The following is a 24,213-nucleotide window of genomic DNA, read 5'->3' on the forward strand; positions in this document are numbered from 1 at the left end:
TGCGGGGCAGGAGAGGGAGCACTGAACCCCTGACATGAAAAAGCCCCCGATAAACGGGGGCTTGTCATGTTGCGCTGTGGCTTAGAGCGCGGCGATCTCGGCCTGCTGGGCTTCCAGCTTGGTCAGCTGGAGACGGTAATCTTCCAGCTTCTCGCGCTCCTTGATGATGACCGCTTCCGGCGCCTTGGCGACGAAGGCTTCGTTGCCGAGCTTGCCTTCGATGCGACCGCACTCGCCCACCAGACGGGCCACCTCTTTGGCCAGACGGGCCAGTTCGGCGTCCTTGTCGATGAGACCGGCCATCGGGATCATCAGCTCGGTGGCACCGATCAGCTTCTTGACCGACAGCGGGGCGGTTTCACCTGCGCCAAGCACGCGAATGGATTCCAGACGGGCCAGCGACTTGAGGAAGGCCTCGTTGTCAGCGGCGCGCTGGGCATCCTTGGCATCGCACTGGAGCAGCACGTTGAGGGGCACGCTCGGCGCCACGTTCATCTCGGCGCGGATGTTGCGGATGCTGACGATGAATTCCTTCACCCACTCCTGATCCGCCATCGCGGCTTCGTCCACCTTGGCGGCGTCGAACTCCGGGAAGGCCTGAATCATGATGGTGTCGGCGTGTACGCCAGCCAGCGGGGCGACCGATTTCCAGATGGTCTCGGTGATGAACGGGATGATCGGGTGGGCCAGACGCAGCAGGGTCTCGAGGACGCTGACGAGGGTGTGGCGGGCAGCGCGCTGCTCGGCCTCGGAGCCCTTGGTCAGTACCGGCTTGGTCAGCTCCAGATACCAGTCACAGAACTGGTTCCAGATAAATTCGTACAACACGCCTGCCGCGATGTCGAAGCGGTAGGTATCGAGGGCGGTGCGGAAGTCACGGATGGCCACTTGCAGCTGGGACTGGATCCAGCGATCCGCCAGGCTGAACTGCATCTCGCCACCATTTCCTTGCGAAGAGAAGCCGCAATCCTGATCTTCGGTGTTCATCAGCACATAGCGGGAGGCGTTCCACAGCTTGTTGCAGAAGTTGTTGTAGCCATCCAGGCGCTTCATGTCCCAGTTGATGTCACGACCGGTGGAGGCCAGCGCCGCCAGGGTGAAGCGCAGGGCGTCGGTGCCGTGGGCATTGATCCCTTCCGGGAACTGCTTGGCGGTGCGCTTGGCGATCTTCTCGGCCATCTGCGGCTGCATCATGTTGCCGGTGCGCTTCTCCAGCAGGTCTTCCAGGGAGATGCCGTCGATCATGTCGAGGGGGTCCAGCACGTTGCCCTTGGACTTGGACATCTTCTGGCCTTCTTCGTCACGGATGAGGCCGGTGATGTAGACGGTCTTGAACGGGACTTGCGGCTGGCCGTTCTCGTCCTTGATGAAGTGCATGGTCATCATGATCATCCGGGCAATCCAGAAGAAGATGATGTCGAAGCCGCTCATCAGCACGTCGGTCGGGTGGAAGGTCTTGAGTGCCTCGGTGTTGTTCGGCCAGCCCAGGGTGGAGAAGGTCCACAGGGCGGAGCTGAACCAGGTGTCGAGCACGTCTTCGTCCTGACGCAGCACGGTCACGGACGGGATGCTGTGCTTGGCGCGCACTTCCTCTTCGTTGCGGCCCACGTAGACGTTGCCGGCATCGTCATACCAGGCCGGGATGCGGTGACCCCACCACAGCTGACGGGAGACGCACCAGTCCTGAATGTCGCGCATCCAGGAGAAGTACATGTTTTCGTACTGCTTGGGCACGAACTGGATGCGGCCATCTTCCACCGCCTCGATGGCGGTCTTGGCCATCGGTGCCACGCGCACGTACCACTGGTCGGTCAGCATGGGCTCGATGGGGACGCCACCGCGATCGCCGTAAGGCTGCTGCAGCACGTGATCCTTGATCTCGGCCAGGAGGCCCAGCTCGTCCAGCTTGGCGACGATGGCCTTGCGGGCGGCGAAGCGCTCCATCCCGGCGAACTCGGTCGGCAGGGCGGCGTCATAGGCGGTGCTGGGGTTGCCATTGGTATCGACCACTTCGGCCTCGGCACGCACGTGGGCGTCCAGGGTGAAGATGTTGATCATCGGCAGGTTGTGGCGCTTGCCCACTTCGTTGTCGTTGAAGTCGTGGGCCGGGGTGATCTTCACGCAGCCGGTGCCCTTCTCCATGTCGGCGTGCTCGTCGGCGACGATGGGGATCAAACGATTCACCAGCGGCAGCAGGATGTGCTGACCGATCAGCGCCTTGTAGCGGGGGTCTTCCGGGTTTACCGCGACGGCGGTATCACCCAGCATGGTCTCCGGACGGGTGGTGGCGACGATCAGGTGATCCTGGCCTTCGGCAGTCTTGGCGCCGTTGGCCAGCGGGTAGCGCAGGTGCCACATGTGGCCCTTGATCTCGCGGTTTTCCACTTCCAGGTCGGAGATGGCGGTGTTGAGCTTGGGATCCCAGTTCACCAGACGCTTGCCGCGGTACATCAGGCCGTCTTCGTACAGGCGCACGAACACTTCCTGGACGGCGCTCGAGAGGCCCTCATCCATGGTGAAGCGCTCGCGCTCCCAGTCCACGGAGTCACCCAGACGGCGCATCTGACGGGTGATGGTGCCGCCGGACTCTTCCTTCCACTGCCAGATCTTGTCGATGAAGGCTTCCCGGCCGTAATCGTGGCGGGTCTTGCCCTCTTCTGCGGCGATCTTGCGCTCAACCACCATCTGGGTGGCGATACCGGCGTGGTCGGTACCCGCCTGCCACAGGGTGTTCTTGCCCTGCATGCGGTTGTAGCGGATCAGGGTGTCCATCAGGGTCTGCTGGAAGGCGTGGCCCATGTGCAGGCTGCCGGTGACGTTCGGCGGCGGGATCATGATGCAGAAGGAGTCTTTGCTGGTGTCGCCGTGGGGCTTGAAGTAACCCTGGGCTTCCCAGTGCTGGTAGAGCGCCTGTTCGATGGCGTTGTGATTAAAAGTCTTTTCCATGGTCTCGCCGTATTCTGGATGGATGGATGGATTCTGGTGTTGATTCGTCGTGGATCGAGGGTGGCACAGTCAGGGCTGCGCCGGATCCGGTGCGGCAAGGACGGGCTGATCCCTCATCTCGAGGGTATGGCCCGCCTGGCGATAGTGCTTGTAGCGCTCGCGGGCTTGCTGCTTTTGCGTTTCGTCAGTGGGGACAAAATCTACCACTTGAGCGAAGTGTCCTGCAAACAAAGGTGTCTGCCGGGCCAGGTTGATGAGGCAGGCATAGCGCCGCCGTGGCGGCTGATGGCCTATCTCCACCGGGGCCTGACCGCTCTCCCCCTGCAACTGGTGCGGCACGAAGCGATCGGGCGGCAACTGCCACAACAGCTCGTCCAGACGCAGGGCCTGGGCCTCGTCCTCGCACAGCAGATAGAGGTGACCTGCGCTCCAGCCATCGGCCGCAAGCTGGCAGGCGAGGCGCTCGACGGCGGAGGCATCCGCATCATCGGGCTGGCTCATCAGGTAAAAGGTCACTTGGCTCATCAGGTCGGTCCCGTTTGGCTGTGACGGACAGCGATTGGCCGTCTTCGGGAGCCGCGTCTGGCACGGACTTCCCGGATTCACTCAATGAAACAAGGAAGAGGCAGGCCTCTTCCTTGTGATACAGGGTAACGCCTTCTCGCATCGCTCTTCGAGTCGATGGGGAAGGGGATCACTCCTTGTCTTCGACGTCCGCCACGCCGGCCCGGTTGAGCAGGAACTGGGTCAGCAGTGGCACAGGACGGCCGGTGGAGCCCTTCTCCTTGCCGCTCTTCCAGGCGGTTCCTGCGATATCCAGGTGGGCCCAGTTGTACTTCTTGGTGAAGCGCGACAGGAAGGCGGCGGCGGTGATGGTACCGGCCGGACGGCCACCGATGTTGGCCATGTCCGCGAACGGGCTTTCCAGCTGCTCCTGATACTCGTCGAACAGGGGCAGGCGCCAGGCGCGATCGCCGGCCTGTTCGGAGGCGTTGAGCAGCTCGTGGGCCAGGGGGTTGTGGTTCGCCAAGAGGCCAGAGGTATGGTGGCCAAGGGCGATGATGCAGGCACCGGTCAGGGTCGCTACGTCGATCACAGTCTCGGGATCGTAGCGGTCCACATAGGTGAGGGCATCGCACAGCACCAGGCGGCCTTCGGCGTCGGTGTTGAGTACCTCGACGGTCTGGCCGGACATGGTAGTGAGGATGTCACCTGGGCGGTAGGCGTTGCCCCCCGGCATGTTCTCGCAGCCCGCCAGCACGCCGATGACGTTGATGGGTAGCTGCAACTGGGCCAGGGCGTGCATGGTGCCGAGCACGGAGGCGGCGCCACCCATGTCGTACTTCATCTCGTCCATACCGTCTGCCGGCTTGATGGAGATGCCGCCGGAGTCGAAGGTCAGCCCCTTGCCCACCAGCACGATGGGCTTGGCGTCGGCGTTGCCCTTGTATTCGATGATGGCCATCATGGCTTCGTTCTCGGAGCCACGGGCCACTGCCAGGTAGGAGTTCATGCCGAGCTCGGCCATCTCCTGCTCCCCCACCACCCTGGTGGTGATATTGTCATAGGCATCCGCCAGACGGCGGGCCTGGGAGGCGAGGTAGGCGGGATTGCAGACGTTGGGCGGCATGTTCGCCACGTCGCGGCAGATGCGCACCCCTTTCGCCACGGCCAGGCCGTGGTTGATGGCGCGCTCGCCTATGGTCAGTTCCCGACGCGTCGGCACGTTGAAGACCAGCTTGCGCAACGGACGGCGCGGTTCGGCCTTGTTGGTCTTGAACTGATCGAAGCTGTAGAGGCCCGCCTTGGTGGTTTCCACCGCCTGACGCACCTTCCAGTAGGTATCCCGACCCTTGACGTGCAGCTCGGTCAGGAAGCAGACCGCTTCCATGGAGCCGGTTTCGTTCAGGGTGGTGATGGTCTTGTTGATGATCTGCTTGTACTGGCGCTCGTCGAGTTCGCGCTCCTTGCCGCACCCGACCAGCAGTACGCGCTCGCTGAGCACGCCCGGTACTTGATGCAGCAGCAGCATCTGGCCCGGTTTCCCTTCCAGGTCGCCACGGCGCAGCAGCGAGCTGAGGTAGCCGTCGCTGATCTTGTCCAGCTGTTCGGCAACCGGAGAGAGGCGGCGGGGCTCAAAAACGCCGACCACGACGCAGGCACTGCGTTGCTTCTCAGGACTGCCACTCTTTACACTGAACTCCATGGAATCTCCTACATCCTAAAGACAAAAGGCACCATTTATTGAATAATGCGGTGCTTGTTGGGGTATCAGAGGCGGAGCGAACAGTCACAGGCTCCGCAGTTCAAACTGGTAAAAATCCAATATAGGGCCCTATTTTTCAGGCATTCGACTAAAAACACAAGTTTACTTGGGAATGACTGTGATCGTTTTCCGATATTTGTTCAGGGAGACCCTGAAAACCCAGCTGGCGGTGCTGTTCGTGCTGCTGCTTATCTTCGTCAGCCAGCAATTTATCCAGATCATTGGCGATGCCGCCGATGGTGAGGTGCCGACGCGCCTGGTATCCACCCTCCTGCTGCTCAACCTGCCGAATATGGCGTTGTTGATGCTGCCTATCAGTCTGTTTTTAGCCATTCTGTTTGCTCACGGTCGTTTGTACGCGGAAAGCGAGATGACGGTGATGCACGCGGTGGGTTTCAGTCACCGTTTCATCATGGGCAGCGCCCTGGTGCTGGCCTTGCTGACCGCCGCCGTCGCGGCGTTCAACACCGGCTGGGTCGCCCCCCAGGCCAAGGAACGGGAGTACCAGGTGATCGACGAGTTCAAGGCCGATCCCGGTATCTCTTTCCTGCAGGCCGGCCGCTTCATGGAGCTCGACAAGGGGCGCCTGGTGGCCTACATCCAGGATCTGAACGACAAGGGGTCGGAGTTGCAGAAAATCTTCGTGCTGCAACGGGCCGAGGGGGGCTCACCCCCGTCAGTGGTGGTGGCCAACGAGGGGCAGGTGACCGCCGACAGCAACGGCTTGCAGTGGCTGACCCTTAAGGATGGCTCGCGCTACGAGGGGCATTTCACCGGCAAGCAGTTCCAGGTCTCGGAGTTCCGTGAATACAGCCTGGTGATCCGCCAGCAGGAGATGGAGCGATCCAACCGCAAGGCGGCGGCCAAGCCGACCCTGGCATTGCTCGGCACCCAGGACAACCAGCTGATGGCCGAATTGCAGTGGCGCCTGTCGCTGCCCCTCTCCATCCTGGTGCTCACCTTCCTGGTGGTGCCGATGGCGCGGGTCAATCCCCGTCAGGGGCGTTACGCCAAGCTGCTGCCGGCCATCCTGCTCTATCTCTCCTATTTCCTGCTGCTCAGTGCCGCCCGGTCGGCCATCGACAGCGGGCGTCTGCCCCACTGGCCCGGGATGTTCCTGGTGCCCCTGGTCTATCTGCTGCTGATAGGGTTGCCTCTCAACCTGCAGGGCACCAGCTGGTGGAACGGGGTCAAAGGGCAATTGTTCAAGAGAAAGTCAGCGTGATGCTGCAACCTGGGAGTCTCTGCTGATGTTCGGCATTCTCGATAGATACATAGGCAGGGTCATCTTCATGTCGATCCTGCTGTGCGAGCTGACCCTGGTCGGGCTCGCCGCGCTCATCAAGTACGTGGAGCAGTTGAAGGCGGTCGGGGAAGGCAACTACGACATGCTCAACGCCCTCTACTACGTGCTGCTCTCCATGCCCAAGGAGGCGGTGCTCTTCTTCCCCCTGGCGGCCCTGCTCGGTGGCCTCATCGGTCTGGGCCAGCTCGCGACCAGCTCCGAGCTGGTGGTGATGCAGGCGGCGGGACGCTCCAAGATCAGCATCGTCATGGCGGCGCTCAAGACCGCCATTCCCCTGATGCTGCTGGTGGGGCTGATGGGAGAGTTCGTCGCACCGGCCGCCAAGCGGATGGCGGATGACATCAAGGCGGGGGCCATGTCGGAAGGGCGGCTTACGGTCTCGGCCTACGGGGTCTGGGCACGGGATGGCAACAACTTCGTCAACATCAACGGGGTGCGCAACGATGGCGCCCTGACCGGCATCACCCTCTACCGCTTCACTCCGTCCCGCAACCTGATCGACGTGGTGCAGGCGAAGGAGGGGGTGTTCGAGGATCACCACTGGCTGCTGAAACAGGTGCACATCACCCGGTTTGACGATCCCACCCGGATCCAGGACGAAGAGCATGCCCAGATGGCCTGGCAATCCGAGCTGACCCCCAAGCAGCTCGGGGTGGTCAGCATCGATCCCGAGAACCTGCCCATCTCGGGGCTGCGGGACTACATCGGTTATCTGGATGCCAACAAGCAGGATGCCGGACGCTACAAGCTGGAGATGTGGCGCAAGCTGCTCTCACCGCTCTCCGTGGTGGCCATGATACTGCTCGCCTCCTCCTTCATCTTCGGCCCGCTGCGTTCGGTGAGCATGGGGGCGCGGATGCTGATGGGGATCATGACCGGCTTCGCGGTCTATGTGAGCGACAGGGTGTTCGGCCCGGTCAGCCTGGTCTATGCGGTCCCGCCCATCCTCGCGGCCATCGCACCCAGCCTGCTGTTTGGCGGCATCTCCTTCTATATCCTGAGCCGCAAGCAGTAGCGGCCTGAAGGACGGCGGGTTGCTGACAACAGGCGGCCATTGCTCTCGATGCACCGTTTCCGTCAAGGTTCTGGGCTGCAAGCCGTCAGTTCTGGTCAACAAAAAGGGCACCTCGGGGTGCCCTTTTTCGTTGCCGTCTTGGGATCAGCGATTGAGCTGCTCCAGGTTTTCCGTCTTGCCGAGCACCACCACCTCGCACTCGGCCCAGATGTCCTGGAAGGCGCGGGGGCGGGCGCGATTGAACACACACAGCAGGTTGCCCAGGCCAAAGGCCGAGGTGGCGAGCCGGATCAGGGCCTGGGTGACGCGAATGTTGCTGCCGTCCAGGTTCTGGATGCGCAGGCGCCAGGCCCGCATTCCAATGGTCTGGCCGGCGCGGACCCAGAACCAGGTGTAGAAACCGCAGATGACGAAGGCCAGCCAGGCGCTGTAGAGGGGGCTGGTGAGCAGCCAGGCGGCATCCTTGCCCTCGGGAACGTGCGCCATGCCGGTGGCCAGCAGCAGGTGGGCCACTCCCATGCCGATGAAGCCGGCGATGATCAGCAGGGCAATCACCACCAGATAGTCATAGAGCAGGGCGCCGAGACGGCGCAGCAGACCGGCGGACGGATGCCGGGGAGTAGGCTGGAGAGGGGAGGGGGTCTTGCGCTTGGCCATGATGATTATTCCATTAATATGATGCGGGCATTCTATGTAACTGGCCTGGCATCGGCAAGGCGTTGAATAAATGAGCAAACAACGGTGGGGGCAAGAAAAACACCTTGCATGGCCAAGCGCCATTCGTATAATCCCTCGCAGCTGCCCGGGTGGCGAAATCGGTAGACGCAGCGGATTCAAAATCCGCCGTTGCAAAACGTGTCGGTTCGAGTCCGACCCCGGGCACCATTATTAAACCCTGTTTGGTCAACAGGTTAACGTGGCAGATGCGGCGTTATGTCTCCTGAGTCCTGCGGTTGAAAACCAAAACTTCGTGCAATTTCGTGCAAAGGGTTTCAACCATGGCAAACATTCAAAAAATCACCGGTAAGCGTGGCAGTAGCTATCGCGTACAGTTCATGAAAAATGGCCGTCGAATCGGTCAAACTTTCAACACCAAAAAAGCCGCCGAAGCCTTTATGGCGCAGCTCATTGTTTACGATGACATGGCCGATGCTTTGACGCACTCCAGCCTTTCCACAATCCTCATTGATTCCGCAATAACGGCATTTCTCGATCAGTACAAAGGCCGTGATCGTTCGATCATCCAACGTCTTAGTTGGTGGGCCGAGCACCTCCAAGGGAAGCCTGTCGGTAAGGTCACGCGCCAACATATCAAGTCTGCCCTAGATGTGCTGTCAAAGGGCAAGAAGTCCCCGGCTACCCTTAATCGCTACAAGGCGGCTATCTCCAGCTTGTTCGAGTGGTTCAACGAGCAGTACAACACCAAACACAATCCTGCCCGCGAAGTTCGCCAGAAGGCTGAAAACAATGGCCGTACCCGCTTTTTATCTGATGATGAGCTCTCCCGCCTGCTGAAAGCTGCCAGTGTTAGCAGATGGGAGCGGCTGCATCTGCTCATCCACATGGCGATAGCAACCGGTGCTCGTAGGAGTGAGTTAATCAACTTGAAATGGTCAGATCTTGATTTTCAGAGTAGGACTGCGCACTTGCCACGCACGAAGAATGGCTCGCAGCGCGTTTTGACGCTGACAGTCGCCGTTATTCAAGAGTTAATGCCGTTCCGTCAGGTGGGGGATGTCTATTTGTTCCCCCACACTGCGGCATTGCATGGACCGTTTGAACACTTCGATCACCACTGGAAAGCATGTCGAAAAGAGGCAGATATCACCGACTTCCATTTTCACGATCTGCGCCATACCTGCGCCTCCCTTCTCGCCAAGAATGGCGCCACCCTGTTGGAGATTGCCAACCACTTGGGGCACAAGACTCTTACGATGGTTATGCGATACGCCCACCTGTGTGTAGAGCATAAGGCTGCTTTGACTGAGCGCGTTTTCGGTGACATTGCGAGCATTCAAAAATGAAAAATGATTTATTGACGTTGGCACAAAGTGTACGAGAAGAGATGATATTGAATGGGAAAGACCCTCGGAGAGATAACTTACTGTTGTTTACTTCCGATAGAAACGATATCTCCATGAGTCGCGCGGCTCTTACCAACTACATCAGTCTTAAAAGTGAAGGCGCTTACATACCAGAGTGGCTTGATGACTTCATTAACCAGATAATTTTGAGAGTATATGAAAAGAGAGAGGCGTTGCCGACTTACGGTAAGCGCAGTAAGTGTCCCCGTGTGGCGGCTTTGGTGAAGGTAACTTATGAGCGTTGCTATATCGTGGATGGGCAGCGCGATACTAAACTTCGAGGTCTCATCGCTGCATGCTTGGAATGTGATCCACGAACGGTAAGTAACTATAAAGCTATGACTGGGTATGAAGTCGATATTTTTACCCATATCTTTAGGGACTCGTATCCTGAAAAGCGCACAAAGGTTGGACGCAATGCTATGCGACAGGAGATGCTCGATACCCTTGCAGAGCTGGCCAAGAAGAACTTCAATGTTGAACTAGCAGAGCTTGATCCTTCGCTTATTAGCCTTTTCTATACATTTCACCCATCGGCTAGGCCACGGCGAAAGGCACCTTGGATGCTCGCTCAAGAAACACTTGTGCGACCGCAGGAACAGTCAGGACTCCTTGAGTCAACCCTGCGATCTATTCAACCCGTTTTCCTCGAATTGATGGACTCGTATAAATCTTTTTCAGAAAAGTTATCCAAATTAGAAGAAGTTATTCTTGAGGCAGTTGAGAATGTAAACAAGCATCTATAGCACAATATGCTGAGAGGCTAAGACCGAAGTAAGATAACCATCCCGGGCACCATTAGGTGAGGTGTTTAATGGCGAGTTGACAGAGCTCATTTAATGCCCGGTTCAAACTGGAAGCCGCATCCCTAGTGATCGACTAGGGATATTCAGTCCACAAAGCTAGTCGTTCACTGGATGTTGGTGAAAGCGTACTTCGCCACTGGTTCAGCGTCGTCAGTTCGAACCCTGTAGGACTAATCCCGTCAGCAAAGTTGCCCACTACAATTCCATAAAATTCGGAAAAAAATCAGATTTCATTTCTTTCCAAATGGTTAGCTGATTTGTTGCATCCTGCATCTGACCAAACCGCAGTGACTCAAGACAACAAATTTAGGGGTATGAGATGACTAATCTCGAGCTTATTAGCATGACGCAGAACTTGGATAACTGGGTTCCGATGAGGCAATTGCCGAAAATCTATAAGCAATTTGGCTATTCGACACTTAAGACTCTTTTCTGGAAACGCGCCGACCGCCCCGGTCTGGAAAGGTGTAGCCGTCTGGTGGGGAAGCGCCTTTTTGTTAACGTGCCGTTGTTCGGCCTTTGGCTGGCAGGTCAATTGCCTGAACAGCAGTAGGTGACGGATGACGGAACCCACTGAAACCCAAGCACAGCGTGGCCCCCGTGCCAATGGCGTGCAGAATGTCGTGCAAATGACCTCCTTCACCAAATTTTCGGACCTGGAGAGCCTTCGCACCATCGTTATCCATACCGGGCATCAAGCAGACCCTAACACCGAACACCGCGAAATCTGGCAGCGCACCAATAACGTATCCATCCATGCCGCCGACCCTATCACCGGAGAGCAGGAGCCAGTCCAGAGTCTATACGTGAGCAACAAGCAACTGGAGGAAGGGGGCAAACTGTTTCAGATGGCCGATGGCGACATGACGACCAAGGTAATCATTCATATTCACGGCGCCCTCCCAGTCCAGAAGCTTCAACGGCTGGCCTCCGAGCTGCGCAAGCAGGCTCCCCATGCAGCCATCTATCGTGGGAACGATGGTGACACCGCTACCCCTTGGGACAACATGGTGAATGCCGTGCTGGCTGCCAATGATGAGGTTCATCAACTCGAGTCATTCCCGTTGGTTGCTGGTTATACCGGGTTTGATCGGCAATCTGCGTATCTGATCAAGGGTCTTCTGCCTGCCGAAAGCATGTGTTCTATCTACGGCCCGTCCGGCTCGTACAAGTCGTTTGCTGCCGTTTCGCTGGCTTGCCATGTTGCGACCGGCAAAGAGTGGGATGGCCGCCGTGTCGAGGAGGGCGCTGTGCTCTATATCGCTGGTGAGGGTGGCCCAGGTGTGTCACGGCGCATCCGAGCTTGGTGCGACCAGTACAACAACGGTCAGGATGTGCCCAACTTCTACCGCATTGATATGCCGGTATTCATGGCTGATGGCGCCCAGATAGCCCGCCTGAATGCTGCCGTCAATCAGGTGAAGGAGGCTACCGGTCAGCCCGTGCGGCTCATTGTGGTTGATACCGTGGCTCGCTGCTTTGGTGGTGCCGACGAGAACAGGGCGGCGGATATGGGGGCCTTCATCAATGGTTGCGACACAATCAAGGCGCTGACTAAGGCCGTTATTCTTCTGGTTCACCACACAGGCAAGAACGAGGACAACGGGGCTCGTGGCTCCAGCGCGTTCCGTGCTGCCCTAGATGCTGAATTTCTTCTCAAGCGCGAAACGACAGACGCCCAGGCGTTCACCCTGCTCTGTACCAAGATGAAGGACGGCGACGAGCCCCGCCGCCGTGCATACGACTTGCGCACCCGTGTCGTTTGTTATGACGACGACAACGACGAGGTCACGAGCTTGGTGGTTATCGCTGATAGTCGCGACCCGGCAGACCCTGACGAGATGGAGGGCGCTGGCAACTTGACTGTGAACCACAAGGCGTTGTTCCAAGTCATCCGAGAGGCTTGCGAGAAGCAGGGGGGGCCAGCCAGGCGGCCAACCATCATAGAGCAGATGAAAGCCGCGGGCACTTGGCACCCTGCCAACGGCTCGCGATGGTTCAAGAAGCTGATCGATGAGGGGGTTATCGGTTTCGACGCCCAAGAAAAGACAGTCTGGGTGATGAGGGGAGCCGAGGATTAAAAATGATAGATAGGTGATGGCTAGTGATGGCCATCACTGAAAACAACCAGCCACCATCACTTTTCTTGCTTATACGAAAAAAGTGATGGTGAAGGGGATAAATTGACCTGAAACCCTTGCTGTTACTGGGATAAGGCAGCTTTCACTTGGTCTGCTTTTTCAGGGGGTTGTGATGGCGAGTAAAAGTGATGACCTAGCGATGGCTGGTGATGGCGAAGTCAACGGAGCACAACGTCTTTGCTCACGATTTTCCTCGCTGCTGGCCGCAATGCCTTGCCCTGAGGAGCCCCGCGCCGGATGCGTGATCCACTGTTTCAGCTAAGGAGGGCAGGCTGATTTAATCCCGCACATCCGGGCAACGATTATCATCCTCCCCCTGTAGGGCTGGAACCAGTCTACCTCCCTCGTAAATACTGGTCGTCGATGACCAATTTGACCCATTCTCCTATGCATACACAAGATTCCCCAGACTGGCACGGTATCGAACTCGCGTACTGTGCTGGCCGCCAGAGTGTGCGCCAGATAGCGATAGAGCACAGGATTTCACATACCGCCATTAACAAGCGGGCCAAGACGCACAAATGGTCAAGAGTCACAACACCAGCTAACGCTACCTCATCTTCAGGTATGCCTACGTCCCCTATAAGTGGCGCTGATCATGTGAACGCCACAACTCAGGTTATGATCCCAGGTTGCACTCCTCAGGATTCCACTGTGGAAACCAATACGTCGAATTCCCAGTCGGTAACTAGAGGTCGTCGGAGTGCATACACGAACGAGTTGGGGGAGGCCATATGCAGCGCCATTGCTGATGGGATGAGTCTACGCGCAGTGCTTGCTCGTCCTGGCATGCCGTCCAAATCCATGGTGATGCGCTGGTTGGCTGATGAACGCTACAAAGAATTTAGGGACCAGTACACGTGCGCGCGCGAGGATCTGGCCGACAAACTGGCCGACGAGATCCTCCAGATTGCCGATGACGGCAGCAATGACACCTTCCTCGACGTCAACGGGAACGTAAAAGTTAACCATGATGTGATTGCTCGTGCCCGCCTGCAGATCGATGCTCGTAAATGGCTGGCCGCAAAGCTGGCTCCCAAGAAGTACGGCGATGGGGGGCTGCGAGAAAATTCGGGCGTTAACCACGGGAGCATGCAGGTAAAATCGACAGTCACGTTTGTGGATCCACCCAACTGCGACGAAGATGGCGAGGTTTCTAAAGACAACTGAATTTCTAAAAGTGAATGAAAGCTCAAGAGCCTGCGCGGCAATCTTGTTCGGGACGAAGGGGTCGGAGGTTCGAATCCTCTCACACCGACCAAATTCAACAAGGGCTTAGCTTCGGCTAGGCCCTTGTGCTTTTCCGGTCCCCCAGTTCTGTGGGGCATTTGTGGGGCATTTTGATTTGCCGCCCTGCTTACCACATCTGTAATTGCCAGTTCTTGGCTCCTCATCAGCAGTTTCCCCTTTCAGGGAAACGTGCTAACTATTTCCTTCCATACAGATTGCCCGACTCGTTGCGGGCCTCAAATGAGCGGCTGATTTCAATCTCTTTGATTATCAAGGTTCGACGGCAGGAAAAGGATCACCAGATATGCAAGGCCAGGAACGGCAATGCCAGGAGTTTTACCAGACTCGTTTTGCTGGATATGCACAGCAGCTTGCCCCATTCGCCGCACTTGATGAGTGCCTTCACGACTTTCTGGATCAACGTCCGAGCGGCAAATACACAACTCGCAATCGTACTGCCGGACTGGCTGCCGCATCCTTTTGGTGGGCGCCAGTCAATCTTGAAGGTGCTCAACTGGCAAGCTTGGCACTGGGGCGTATTTTACATTTTGAGGATGCTATTAGCACTGCGCTGCTGGATCATCTGGCCGCTCGTCATCCAGATGTATTGCGTTGGGCGATTCGTTACTCGAAGCTGTTTACACGCAGCGATTCACCGATCTGGCGGCATCTTCGGGACAATCTCGTCAGCAAGGATTGGTGCGAATTTTTCGGCGTCTGTGATCGCTTGCTTGAGCAACTCGAACCATTCGATAAAGCCATCGCACTGGCTGAGTCCCACCTGAAGTCGCTTACGCTATTAGAGCTGCTTTCCTATTTGAGCGTGACAGCTTATGGGCAACTTGGTGCCGCTAAGGATAGAGACAGCAGTGCGGAAGATTGGGATGTCTATGATCGGATTATCGCGCGCAAACTGTTGAATTGTTCCGAGCGTGATTTTCAACTGACAGAGGAGGTTCTCGGCCGATCTCTCAAGCGTCATTTGTCGCCACTCCTTTTTCCACAGTCAGGTGTGGGGCGAGAGTGTGTTGCCAACCTCGAATCGGTTGCCCTGCTTATTGCCGCTATGCGCGAACGAATCGACTACGATAATTCCATCAATTGGTTCTGTTTTGACAGCGATTGCGGTTACCAGCTCAAGCCGGGACAACCGGTCATCTTCAATAAAACTGATTTGGGCTCACAGCGCTGGCAGCGTACTGAGAGAAAAAGCAGGTTGCTTTGGCACTACTGGATGTACCGCGCGATTGAGCAATTCGCAGCGTCCGATATGGCTGGCGCAATCATAGGGAGGCCGGAAAACCACGAAGCGAATCAGCTTGCTTACATAAAAGCCATTCGCAGTCAGCTCTACTTGCAGACCATTTTCGGATTGGGTGAACGGGTCAGACTGAACGATGGAGCTGAGGTAGCCCTGCACCACGCGATATTAGCCAGTGAGCTGACAACCGTGTTCTTCGAGCAGGCATTTCTCCAGCCTTTTCTGCGCTATATGGATGACTCAGGTGTAGCAGTGAAGGCTCTGGGTCAATTGGCTTTTGAAGGACTTGTGCATGGTGAGAACCGCTTTCCCATCACCTGGTCGGAACCGAAAGATAAGATCCGTCGTATTTGTGGTTGGACCGTCAGCCCTGAGCATCCCAAGGGCGACCCCGAGGCGGCCGAAGCCATCCTGAAGTTCTGGACCAGTGATCTGCAGGCTCTATCCGCGCAGATAAGGCAAGCGCCAAGCATACCGTCACCACGACTGTACGAGCGGCCGTTCTACAAGATTGGCCGCTACAGTTTTCAGTTCCCCTGGGTTGCCGGTCAACAGAACAATCTGACCGCTGCGGTGAATAACCTGCGTCGTGTTGAACAACGCAGGCCAGCTTTGCGCAGCGAAACGGAGCGTATTGAACATACCCTTGCCGAAGTGCTAAGGCAGAGGGGATTCCACGTCGTGGTGGGCTACCAACCGCCACTGAGTGATGAGCGCGATGCTGGCGAAGTGGACCTGATCTGTCACTTGGATGGGGTTGCGTTGCTGCTGGAGGTCAAGTCTGGCTTCATTCGTTCAACTCGCCATGAAGTCTGGCTGCATCGAACCAATACCCTGCGCAAGGCGGCGAGGCAGTTAAAGCGCAAGCAACCGGTTGTGCTTCAAGCACTGCAAAATGACCAAGGGTTGCGTTCAGCTCTATTGCTGAGTGATGTTAATCCTCTGCCAGCCCTGCATGCCTGGGTTGTGGATACGTCGATTGAATTTGATGGTGAGGTTGTCGATGGGTTCCACGTCGTCTCCCGCGAGATCATGGAGATCGCTTTGCGCGATGAACCGCATTATCTGCGGGAGTTTGAAGAGATGGATGAGGCTGAGGCTGGGAATGAGGTAGAGACTCTGTATGCCGAGGGATTCAGTGCGCAAGCTCTTGTTAGGTTGATCGAGTCCGATGGGGTCTGGAGTGACTTGCTTTAGATATCAAGATCACTCAAATATGCTTGCCATTCATTGGCGACGTCACCATATGTTGATCGGAACTAGTATGGGTTCCAGCGTTCATTCATAAAGCCGCCACCATGTTCGCGGCGATATTCTTCTCTGCGCTGCTCCTCTTCTGGGTCTGGGCGGTCGTACTCACTGTCGAGACTATCGTGGTTTTCCCAATACTCCCGCTCGGCCTCTTCCTCAAGAGTTTCTTCTATCTCGTCCTCGTCGCCGAAATCGTCGATAAGGTCATCATTGTCATTGCCCATTGTGTTCTCTCCCAGTAGGTACAATGCAGAGTGCATTCATAATACTACAGCTAACATTGAATATTTTAGTGTGTTGAGGAGGCACGGGACTAAGACTAACTATCTTTATGGTGGCTCATATTGTGTACCTTTTGATCCAGTCAGTCTCCCCTCCCAAGTCACTGGCTCAAATCTGTTGTATTTCCTATGAGCCACACCTACATTTAGAGCCATAGATAATGAGCCATCAAAGGGGGGTATCATGGCGGTGATAGGGTATCTTAGAGTCAGCACCGGCGAGCAGAGCATTGGGGCGCAGCGTCACAGCATTGAACAGACTCACAATGTGGAGACCTGGTTTGCTGACGAGGGAGTATCAGGGGCAGTAAAGGCGCTACAGCGTCCTGGGTTCGCCGAACTGTTCAAGTTCATACGCAAGGGGGACACGCTGATCGTACCCGCAGTCGACCGCCTTGGACGCAATACCATTGATGTATTGAATACAGTTGAGGCACTGCAAGGTAAGGGCGTTTCAATCATCAGTCTGCGGGAGGGATTTGACCTGTCCACGCCCATCGGCAAAGCCATGCTCACCATGTTGGCAGCTGTTGCAGAGCTGGAGCGCTCGAACATCAAAATCCGTCAGATGGCCGGGATTTCCAAGGCGAAGGCAGAGGGCAAGATGCTCGGACGTGAAAAGACAATTGACGATGCTGCCGTCGCTACTTGGCGTAAAGAGAACTCAGCAAGCATTAAATTGACCGCAGAACACTTTGGGATCTCATCCGCCAGCGTGAAACGCGCTTGTCGGTCAGCATAAAGGGAGGGGCGACCATCCTTTAACGTCTAGTTGGCCTCAAGGTCTGGCTGGCCATACTGACAACCAGACCTTGGCTGAACAGCGGGCGGTACGACCGGATTGTCCCTATTGTCACGCCTCCCATGTCATTCATTGGGGGAAAGCCCATGAACAACAGCGTTATCGCTGCCGCGCATGTGGCAAAACATTCTATCGGTTACACAACCCCCTGGCTGGGTTGCACCACAAGTACAAGTGAGCTGACTATGCCGACTATCTCAGTCAGAGTTTCTCGTTGAGGAAGGCGGCCAAGGCCTGTGGCATCAACCTGAAACCCCCTTTTCGCTGGAGACCCCGGTTCTTGCACTACTAGACCTCCCGGTTGGCCGGAATTGTAGAAGCGGATGAGGTGTTTACCCCGGAGTCGTTCAAGGGGCGTCGCCAGATGCCGCGACCAGCGAGATGGCATGGTGGCCGGGGCCACAGGCACGTACCTCTGGTGCCTGCCCTGATAGCGCTGGACAGATATGGGCGAGAGAGCTACGCGGTGCTGCTGCCTTTGCTGGCGTAGGGCTCTATCCTGTGTAGCGATGACATCCAGATGTTATATCAAGGTGGTGGCAGTGGGCACGGGGATTATTCATAAGCGGCCAGCCGGCTGGGCAACTCAACTTGCCCCGATCGCCCGTGCCGAATCCAGCTTGCGATGTAGCATGGACAACAGAGTGAAATAGTCTGCAGCATCATCCTCGCCTTGCCAGAGAATCTTAGGCTCATGGGCCGTCGGGTTGCGGATGGCGGCAAAGGCTCCTTTCAGCAGCAGCGCAAATCCTTTATGTTCCGAACGCTCGGTCTCGGTCCGCAACGTATTGATCCAAATCAGTGGCTGGCTTTCAGCAAAGCACTTGTCAATCAAGGCTGCTCCATCAAGCGGTAAACCGGTCATATCGCGCAGGCGCTGTGCAAGGCTCTTCACGGCTTCGAAGACCGCGTGAAAGTAGTTCTCCTGCATCAGCTCTTCGCGGCAGTAACGCAGAATTTCCGGATGAATATCCCGGCCGCGCAATCGGGATGCAATACCGTCGGCACGGCGCTTGGCTTCGCTGATCGTGTTTGCTGCGTTTACCTGTCTGAACTGACCATTTTCACCCAGTTGCAGGCCGTCAAAAATCAGCACCTTGTTTAGCGCACCGCGAGCTGTTTCATAGCGCACCTGATCATTCACATGTCTGCCAGGTGCCATTACCGCCATGATGAATGCGGCTACGTTGTTGCCGCAGCGATCTGCTTCCTGTCTAGCCAATAGGCTGATTTGAATCCGCCGCCATTTGGTTGATTGGCCAGAAATATCCGTAATACCACGCGTATCAAACAACTGATCCAGCTGCGTCTGTTACCAGTTCACCCAGCTCGCGCGCAATCGATTCGAAGTGCTCAGGCGTGAACGACGGGAATGCAGCCATGTCAGTCTTCCTGCCTTGCACGTAACGCGTCGACCAGTTCCTGTACCTCATCCTTGAATGGATTAGTGTCAAACTCACTCAGGTCACAGGCCAAGCAGGCTTCTATGTCCTTACGCGACAGATAATGCTTGTGCAGAAAGTTCATCTCGACGTGATCATTGATATCAGCGATCTCACGCTCGTCGGGGTTTGCACTATCGCGCATGAATTGGAGCAGGCAGTTGTGCAGCACGGGCGATATATGTGCCTGAATGCCACGAATCTGCTGCATCACTTCTTCAATACGTTGGTCTGCTGTAGCTTGATTGTTGAAGAAAATGTTGCCGTTGGGGTGAGCGATTTCATTGCGTTGATCGACCAACCTCTGAAATTGACCGATGTGCTGGTTCTCGCAGCCAGCTAGGCGTAAAAATTTGAAGATGCTGCGCTCGTTGACTTCGCTGAAGGTGAAAGGGGAGCTGGCATTTAGCAGCTCCTTTTCCTTTTGCAGGAAGAGCACAGCATGGGTGAAGGCTTCGGGTTTGGCCTGTTTGATTTGCCACACCGAGAAATATACGTAGCTCATGTAGAGCATATGGAAGGCGAGCATGGCAAACTGGTACTTGCCAGTAGTGTAATTGCTCTCGAACGCCTCCCAAACGAACCGCATGTAAGCGCCTTCACAGGCCGACGGGTAGCCCAGAGGCAAGTATTCGTGGATTTCTTGAGCGGCCTCCATGGTCACCCTTCCCAGACTCGACCAATCGCATCCTGAATGCCCTTCTCAAGCTCAGTGACTTCCCGTTTCAAATCCTCAATGCGTTGCTGATAACAATCAATCTCAAAAACAATTTCACGCTGGATATCGATGGGGGGAACAGGAATTTCGATATCCCTAATAATCGTTTGAGAAATATTTGGCTGAGCTCCGCCGGTGCTAAGAGAGACCAAATAGTTCTTCTTTGACTTGAGTATATAATAAAGAAATTCAGGGACGATTTCCGGAGAGGGCAAAATTCCACACACAGCTTGATTTGTTGCAGATGGAAACTTGAGCAAACCAACCTGCCCTGCCGTAGCGCCATACATGGCAACTAGGACTGTGTTGACCGGAAAAATTTTAGCCGATGAGTTATCCAATCCAGACTGAGTGATGAACTCCTCCGTTTTTGTCACAATGCCCTGAGAGACCTCGCCACTCTTTAGCCAAGGGATGGTACCTTCTGCGTAATATTCTAAAACAGCCTTCGAGGGAGTTCCGCCGGAAGATGTTTTTAGAAATTCTCCTATTTTCTTATGTGGATATTTAGATGCCCTAGTTTCAGTAATTACATGCCGCTCACCATTCAAGCTGACATCACGTGTTTGTAATATGTCTGCTCGTGGAACAAGGATTCCCGAGAGAGATTCAGCACCGTCACCCGGATTGGAAAAAAATGCCGCAAGAGTTGCTTCTGCTTGAGGTAAATCGCTTTGATCAATTTCTCGCCGCTGAGCCCCCAATGCAAAGCCATCATTGTTCACTTTAACAAAGAGAATTTTGTCCGTTTGTTTGGCGAGTCGCTTGTCGAGAATGAGGATTGAAGTCTTGACACCGCTATACGGCTGAAATATGCCAGCAGGCAATGAAACAACGGCAACAAGCGAGGACTTAACTAGGGCTTTGCGTAATGTTTTATATGCTGTTCCATTTTGAAAAATGATGCCTTCCGGCACGATGACACCAGCCCGGCCATTGGGGCTCAGGTGCTCATGGATGTAATCAACGAACAGCACTTCGGAGCGTGAGGCCTGGATTGAAAAGCGCTTGTGTGGCTTGATGCCCCCCTTTGGCGACATAAAGGGCGGATTGGCGAGGATGACATCTGCGTGCTCGTTCCAGTTCTCTTCGCTGGTGAGGGTATCGTATTCAACTACATGCGGGTTGGTAAAACCATGCAGGTAGAGGTTCACTAGGGACAAGCGCACCATGTCTGGCGAGATATCGTAGCCATGGATGTTGGCCGCGAGTTTTTGGCGCTCATCTGGCGTAAGCCTGTCACCCGGCTTGTGCTCTTGGTTCTGGGTAAGGATGTGCTTCCAGGCAGAGATCAGAAAGCCCGCCGTGCCACAGGCGGGGTCAAGGATGCGCTCGTGCTTCTGTGGGTTAATGACTCGAACAACGAATTCAATGATATGCCTTGGAGTTCGGAATTGACCCGCATCACCTTGGCTGCCCAATACGGACAGCAAATATTCAAAGGCGTCGCCCAGCCGCTCGGAGTGGTCATAGGAAAAACCGTCGATTTCTTTCAGGAATGCTTTCAGAGTCTCAGGGTCACGGTAAGGCAGGTAAGCATTCTTGAAGATGTCCCGGAATAGCGCGGGAAGATGCGTGTTCTCGGTCATCTTGCCGATGGCCTCGGAGTAGAGATTCAACGTGTCCTGACCGCCCATGTTGGGCGCCAGCAGTTTGCTCCAGCCGTATTTCTTGAAGCCATCGACGAAGAAGCTGCGTTTGCCGCCGAACTCTTCGGACTGGGCGTCCATGTCATCCATGAACTTATAGATAAGGGCAATGGTGATCTGCTCGACCTGGCTCTTGGGGTCGGGTACCTTGCCCACGAGGATGTCGCGGCAGGAGTCAATGCGGCGTTTGGTATCCGTGTCCAGCATGGTGTTGTTTTTCTCGCTCGGCCGTCAATGACGGCCATAAAAATTGGTTACATGAATTGGTTTAGGGGCACGTAGTCTTTGACGTACTCCGGTATGTCTTCACGCCATTCTGGCGGGACGGCTTGCAAGTCGCTTACGCCAAAGGCCGGGTTGACGTTCAACTCCCCAAAGCGTTTATCATCGACAATGGCACGCAGATCTGCATTAGTGGCATAGGCCTTGAAGAAGTACTTCATCGCCAGCACGGCCGCGCCTTGGTCTTCGGCAAGTTTGCTCTGGTTGGCCAGCAGGAATTCCTGGAACTCGTCCTCGAGCAGCTCATCTTTGCTTTTGAAGTACGGGAGCAGGCCAAAGATTTTTTGCAGGATTTCCTTCAGGCTCAGACGACGATCCACGCCAGCGGCATGGCGCAACTTGTCGAGATTGAAGTATTCATTGGGCTTATCGAACAGGTGGCTGGTCACGTAGTTGATAGCTTGCTCCCATTGCCCGTTTTCGACCTGTTGTCGCAGCGTCGGAACTGCTTTGACCTGCTCCTCGAATTTCTCGAAAAACATCCGGTCGATCTTCATGCCCTCATAGCCGATGTGCTGCTCGGACAAATGGTAAATGGCATCACTACCGGTGTGCTCGTACTGGCCGCTGTTGGATGTTGGTGGTGGCTCACCGCCTTGACCATCGCCCTCGCTGCTGCGGGCTGGGAGCTTGAGCACTTCGTCGTAGTCAAATTTTTCTTCGAAGTATTCGCAATTGGCAAAGAAGTCGAAGAATTTGAACCGTGCTTTCTCGGGTTCGTTGATCAGCGGCTTCAGGTCTTCTTCGAACAGTTGTTCAAGGAAGTTGTGCTTGCGCGTCCCGCGGCCTTTAATCTGCACGAAATCGGAAGGTGAATACACCGGGCGCATTAAAGCGAGGTTCAAAATGTCCGGGCAATCATAGCCGGTGGTCATCATGCCCACAGTGACACAGACGCGCGCCTTGCTGGTCTTGTAAAGCTCATTGAAGTTGGCGGAGCCTAGCAGGTTGTTGTTGGTGAAGTTGATGGTGTACTGCTGGGCATCGGGCACTGTGGACGTTACTTGCACCGCAAAGTCAGACTGGTATTTACCTGGCCACCGCTTGTCTGCCTGCTCATTCAGGATCTGGGTCAGGTTGGCGGCGTGGAACTGGCTAACGGCGAATACAAGCCCCTTGCCAAACTCACCAGTCACGGGATCCAGGAAACCGTTCTTGATAAAGGTCTGACAAAAAAGCTCGTTGGTTGCCGGTGAGAAAAACTTCTTTTCAAAGTCTTTGGAGACAAAGCTCTGCTCTTGTTGGCCATCCTCGCCAACAGGCATCAACACTGCATAGCCTTGCTCGGAGAGTAGCCTGGTAGTGATATCTGTTCGTGCATCCACCACCACCGGGTTGATTAGAAAACCATCTTTGACGCCATCCAGCAGTGAATAGCGGAAGGTTGGCTGTCCAGTCTCGCATCCAAAGGTGCGGTAGGTGTCCAGCAGCAGGCGGCGCTCCTGCTCACGTGGATCGCGAGTGGTTGGCTTGCTGGTATCAAAGCTCTTCAGGTAGTCACGAGGCGTTGCAGTCAAACCCAACTTGTAGCCAACGAAGTACTCAAACACGGCGCGGGCATTGCCACCAATGGAGCGGTGTGCTTCGTCGGAGATGACCAGGTCAAAGTCAGTGGGTGAGAACAGTCGCTTGTACTTGTTGTTGAAGAGCAGTGACTGCACCGTTGTGACCACGATCTCGGCTTTGCGCCAGTCGTCTCGGCGTTCCTTGTAGATGGCAGTTGCATAATCATTCTTGAGATAGGCTTTGAACGCTTTGGCGGCCTGATCTTCCAGCTCCAGGCGATCTACCAGGAACAGCACCCGGCAAGCATTTCCTGTGCGCAGGAACAGCTTGATCACTGCGGCTGCGGTCAAGGTCTTGCCGGTACCAGTGGCCATCTCGAACAGGAAGCGAGTGGAATCTTCTGCAACGGCATCCTGAATTGCGTTAAGTGCCTTCTTCTGGTAGTCGCGGAGGAACCGGAGCTTGTTCTTGGCTATGAATGCTGGGCGCTCGTTGGTATTCAGCCAGCCAGCTTCCTTGTCGTAGCCAGGCAGTTGAGTCTGAACTATGTAGTCTCGCCCGATGATTTCTGTGATCAGGCGCTTCTGGTCGGGTTCGAACTTTTGGTAGCTCTTGAGCGAGTCAGGCGTCGGGAAGACCGTAATGACGTGCGGATTGCCCTGCTGCAGATCCCAGAAGTAGTGCAGGTTACCGTTAGAGAGAATGACGAATCGGCAGTTAAGAGACTTGGCGTATTTACGTGCCTGTTCCTTGCCTACCAGCGGGTTCTTGTCTTCAGACTTGGCTTCAAGAATGACCAGTGGGAAGCTCTTGTCATCGAGTAATAGGAAATCGACGAAGCCATTCTTGGTCGTCTCAAAATTTTCACCGAGATCATTGACCTGATCCAGCCTCAACTTGACGTTAGGCTCCAGCGCTATATTGGCTTTACCTTTGGTATCGTCGAAAAATCGCCAGCCAGCTGATTCCAACAACTTGTTGATCTTGATACGTGCTTGCGCTTCCTTAGCTGTTGCCATCTCAGACTCGTCCCTTATCTGCTTCTTCTGATCTGCTACTTTGATGTTCCAGCTTCAGGTCATGCGCACGGGCGTATTCTAGAACAAGAATCTCGACCATGGATGCGACCGAGCGCCGCTCGCGTTCAGCAGCCAAGCGCAAGAGTTGCTTGATGTCGGAAGTAGTGCGAATGGAGAGAGTTTCGGCCTTTAGGCGTGACATGGCGGA

At 55.6% G+C, this 24,213-nt stretch carries 19 protein-coding genes and 1 tRNA gene; 10 read left to right on the forward strand and 10 right to left on the reverse strand.

Translation table 11 applies throughout. The features are described 5' to 3' along the window. Nucleotides 1-81 precede the first annotated feature (81 nt). The 3 genes from AB5Y53_RS01680 to pepA all read right to left on the reverse strand — a co-directional run bounded on the left by AB5Y53_RS01680 (nucleotide 82) and on the right by pepA (nucleotide 5,152). Nucleotides 82-2,946, reverse strand: a complete 2,865-nt coding sequence (locus AB5Y53_RS01680; protein WP_368181020.1) for a valine--tRNA ligase — start codon at nucleotides 2,944-2,946, stop codon at nucleotides 82-84. A gap of 69 nt (nucleotides 2,947-3,015) precedes the next feature. Continuing rightward, nucleotides 3,016-3,471, reverse strand: coding sequence for a DNA polymerase III subunit chi (locus tag AB5Y53_RS01685; RefSeq protein WP_010672959.1), 456 nt, complete (start codon nucleotides 3,469-3,471; stop codon nucleotides 3,016-3,018). Between the two features lie 169 nt (nucleotides 3,472-3,640). Further along, nucleotides 3,641-5,152, reverse strand: coding sequence for a leucyl aminopeptidase (gene pepA, locus AB5Y53_RS01690; RefSeq protein ID WP_010672960.1), 1,512 nt, complete (start codon nucleotides 5,150-5,152; stop codon nucleotides 3,641-3,643). A 172-nt stretch (nucleotides 5,153-5,324) separates the two neighbouring features. Here pepA and lptF point away from each other — a divergent pair, with 172 nt between their 5' ends. Continuing rightward, the gene (lptF, locus tag AB5Y53_RS01695; RefSeq protein ID WP_029313726.1) at nucleotides 5,325-6,437 is read left to right on the forward strand and encodes an LPS export ABC transporter permease LptF; all 1,113 of its coding nucleotides are present in this window, start codon (nucleotides 5,325-5,327) and stop codon (nucleotides 6,435-6,437) included. Between the two features lie 25 nt (nucleotides 6,438-6,462). Continuing rightward, complete coding sequence (gene lptG / locus AB5Y53_RS01700) at nucleotides 6,463-7,533, forward strand: LPS export ABC transporter permease LptG (RefSeq protein ID WP_368181021.1); 1,071 nt, start codon at nucleotides 6,463-6,465, stop codon at nucleotides 7,531-7,533. A 144-nt stretch (nucleotides 7,534-7,677) separates the two neighbouring features. On the opposite strand, the gene AB5Y53_RS01705 is transcribed toward lptG, so the two are convergent. After that, nucleotides 7,678-8,190, reverse strand: coding sequence for an RDD family protein (locus tag AB5Y53_RS01705; protein WP_368181022.1), 513 nt, complete (start codon nucleotides 8,188-8,190; stop codon nucleotides 7,678-7,680). A gap of 143 nt (nucleotides 8,191-8,333) precedes the next feature. Here AB5Y53_RS01705 and AB5Y53_RS01710 point away from each other — a divergent pair. The 7 genes from AB5Y53_RS01710 (at nucleotide 8,334) to AB5Y53_RS01740 (ending at nucleotide 16,252) form a co-directional block, all read left to right on the forward strand. Continuing rightward, a tRNA-Leu gene (locus AB5Y53_RS01710) sits at nucleotides 8,334-8,418 on the forward strand. A gap of 113 nt (nucleotides 8,419-8,531) precedes the next feature. Next, entirely contained in the window at nucleotides 8,532-9,557 is a 1,026-nt protein-coding gene (locus AB5Y53_RS01715; RefSeq protein WP_194759465.1) for a site-specific integrase, read from the forward strand. Continuing rightward, the gene (locus AB5Y53_RS01720) at nucleotides 9,554-10,363 is read left to right on the forward strand and encodes a hypothetical protein (protein ID WP_309563235.1); all 810 of its coding nucleotides are present in this window, start codon (nucleotides 9,554-9,556) and stop codon (nucleotides 10,361-10,363) included. The genes AB5Y53_RS01715 and AB5Y53_RS01720 overlap by 4 nt, the downstream gene beginning before the upstream one ends. Before the next feature lie 379 nt (nucleotides 10,364-10,742). Continuing rightward, complete coding sequence (locus AB5Y53_RS01725; protein WP_194759463.1) at nucleotides 10,743-10,976, forward strand: hypothetical protein; 234 nt, start codon at nucleotides 10,743-10,745, stop codon at nucleotides 10,974-10,976. A 7-nt stretch (nucleotides 10,977-10,983) separates the two neighbouring features. After that, the gene (locus AB5Y53_RS01730; RefSeq protein ID WP_368181023.1) at nucleotides 10,984-12,504 is read left to right on the forward strand and encodes a helicase RepA family protein; all 1,521 of its coding nucleotides are present in this window, start codon (nucleotides 10,984-10,986) and stop codon (nucleotides 12,502-12,504) included. A gap of 714 nt (nucleotides 12,505-13,218) precedes the next feature. Beyond that, on the forward strand, nucleotides 13,219-13,734 hold the full coding sequence (locus AB5Y53_RS01735; RefSeq protein ID WP_368181024.1) for a terminase: 516 nt from the start codon (nucleotides 13,219-13,221) through the stop codon (nucleotides 13,732-13,734). A 364-nt stretch (nucleotides 13,735-14,098) separates the two neighbouring features. Further along, on the forward strand, nucleotides 14,099-16,252 hold the full coding sequence (locus tag AB5Y53_RS01740; protein WP_368181025.1) for a nuclease-related domain-containing protein: 2,154 nt from the start codon (nucleotides 14,099-14,101) through the stop codon (nucleotides 16,250-16,252). Nucleotides 16,253-16,314: 62 nt separating this feature from the next. On the opposite strand, the gene AB5Y53_RS01745 is transcribed toward AB5Y53_RS01740, so the two are convergent. Continuing rightward, nucleotides 16,315-16,530 carry a hypothetical protein gene (locus AB5Y53_RS01745; RefSeq protein ID WP_130632757.1) on the reverse strand — a complete coding sequence of 72 codons (216 nt, stop codon included), beginning with the start codon at nucleotides 16,528-16,530 and terminating at the stop codon, nucleotides 16,315-16,317. 241 nt (nucleotides 16,531-16,771) lie between these two features. Here AB5Y53_RS01745 and AB5Y53_RS01750 point away from each other — a divergent pair, with 241 nt between their 5' ends. Then, nucleotides 16,772-17,329 (forward strand): recombinase family protein, encoded by a 558-nt coding sequence (locus AB5Y53_RS01750; protein ID WP_368181026.1) that lies wholly within the window; start codon nucleotides 16,772-16,774, stop codon nucleotides 17,327-17,329. Nucleotides 17,330-17,975: 646 nt separating this feature from the next. On the opposite strand, the gene AB5Y53_RS01755 is transcribed toward AB5Y53_RS01750, so the two are convergent. The 5 genes from AB5Y53_RS01755 to AB5Y53_RS01775 all read right to left on the reverse strand — a co-directional run bounded on the left by AB5Y53_RS01755 (nucleotide 17,976) and on the right by AB5Y53_RS01775 (nucleotide 24,207). Then, the gene (locus tag AB5Y53_RS01755; RefSeq protein WP_316286863.1) at nucleotides 17,976-18,683 is read right to left on the reverse strand and encodes a TIGR02391 family protein; all 708 of its coding nucleotides are present in this window, start codon (nucleotides 18,681-18,683) and stop codon (nucleotides 17,976-17,978) included. 89 nt (nucleotides 18,684-18,772) lie between these two features. Further along, nucleotides 18,773-19,489, reverse strand: coding sequence for a hypothetical protein (locus AB5Y53_RS01760; protein ID WP_316286864.1), 717 nt, complete (start codon nucleotides 19,487-19,489; stop codon nucleotides 18,773-18,775). A gap of 2 nt (nucleotides 19,490-19,491) precedes the next feature. Continuing rightward, complete coding sequence (locus AB5Y53_RS01765; RefSeq protein WP_368181027.1) at nucleotides 19,492-21,405, reverse strand: N-6 DNA methylase; 1,914 nt, start codon at nucleotides 21,403-21,405, stop codon at nucleotides 19,492-19,494. Between the two features lie 47 nt (nucleotides 21,406-21,452). After that, a complete protein-coding gene (locus tag AB5Y53_RS01770; protein ID WP_316286866.1) occupies nucleotides 21,453-24,005 on the reverse strand; it encodes a DEAD/DEAH box helicase family protein in 2,553 nt (850 codons plus the stop codon). Nucleotide 24,006: 1 nt separating this feature from the next. Beyond that, nucleotides 24,007-24,207 (reverse strand): hypothetical protein, encoded by a 201-nt coding sequence (locus tag AB5Y53_RS01775; protein WP_316286867.1) that lies wholly within the window; start codon nucleotides 24,205-24,207, stop codon nucleotides 24,007-24,009. Nucleotides 24,208-24,213 lie beyond the last annotated feature (6 nt).

It is taken from the genome of Aeromonas sp. R7-5, assembly GCF_040908015.1.
In the GTDB taxonomy this organism is placed as follows: domain Bacteria; phylum Pseudomonadota; class Gammaproteobacteria; order Enterobacterales; family Aeromonadaceae; genus Aeromonas; species Aeromonas caviae.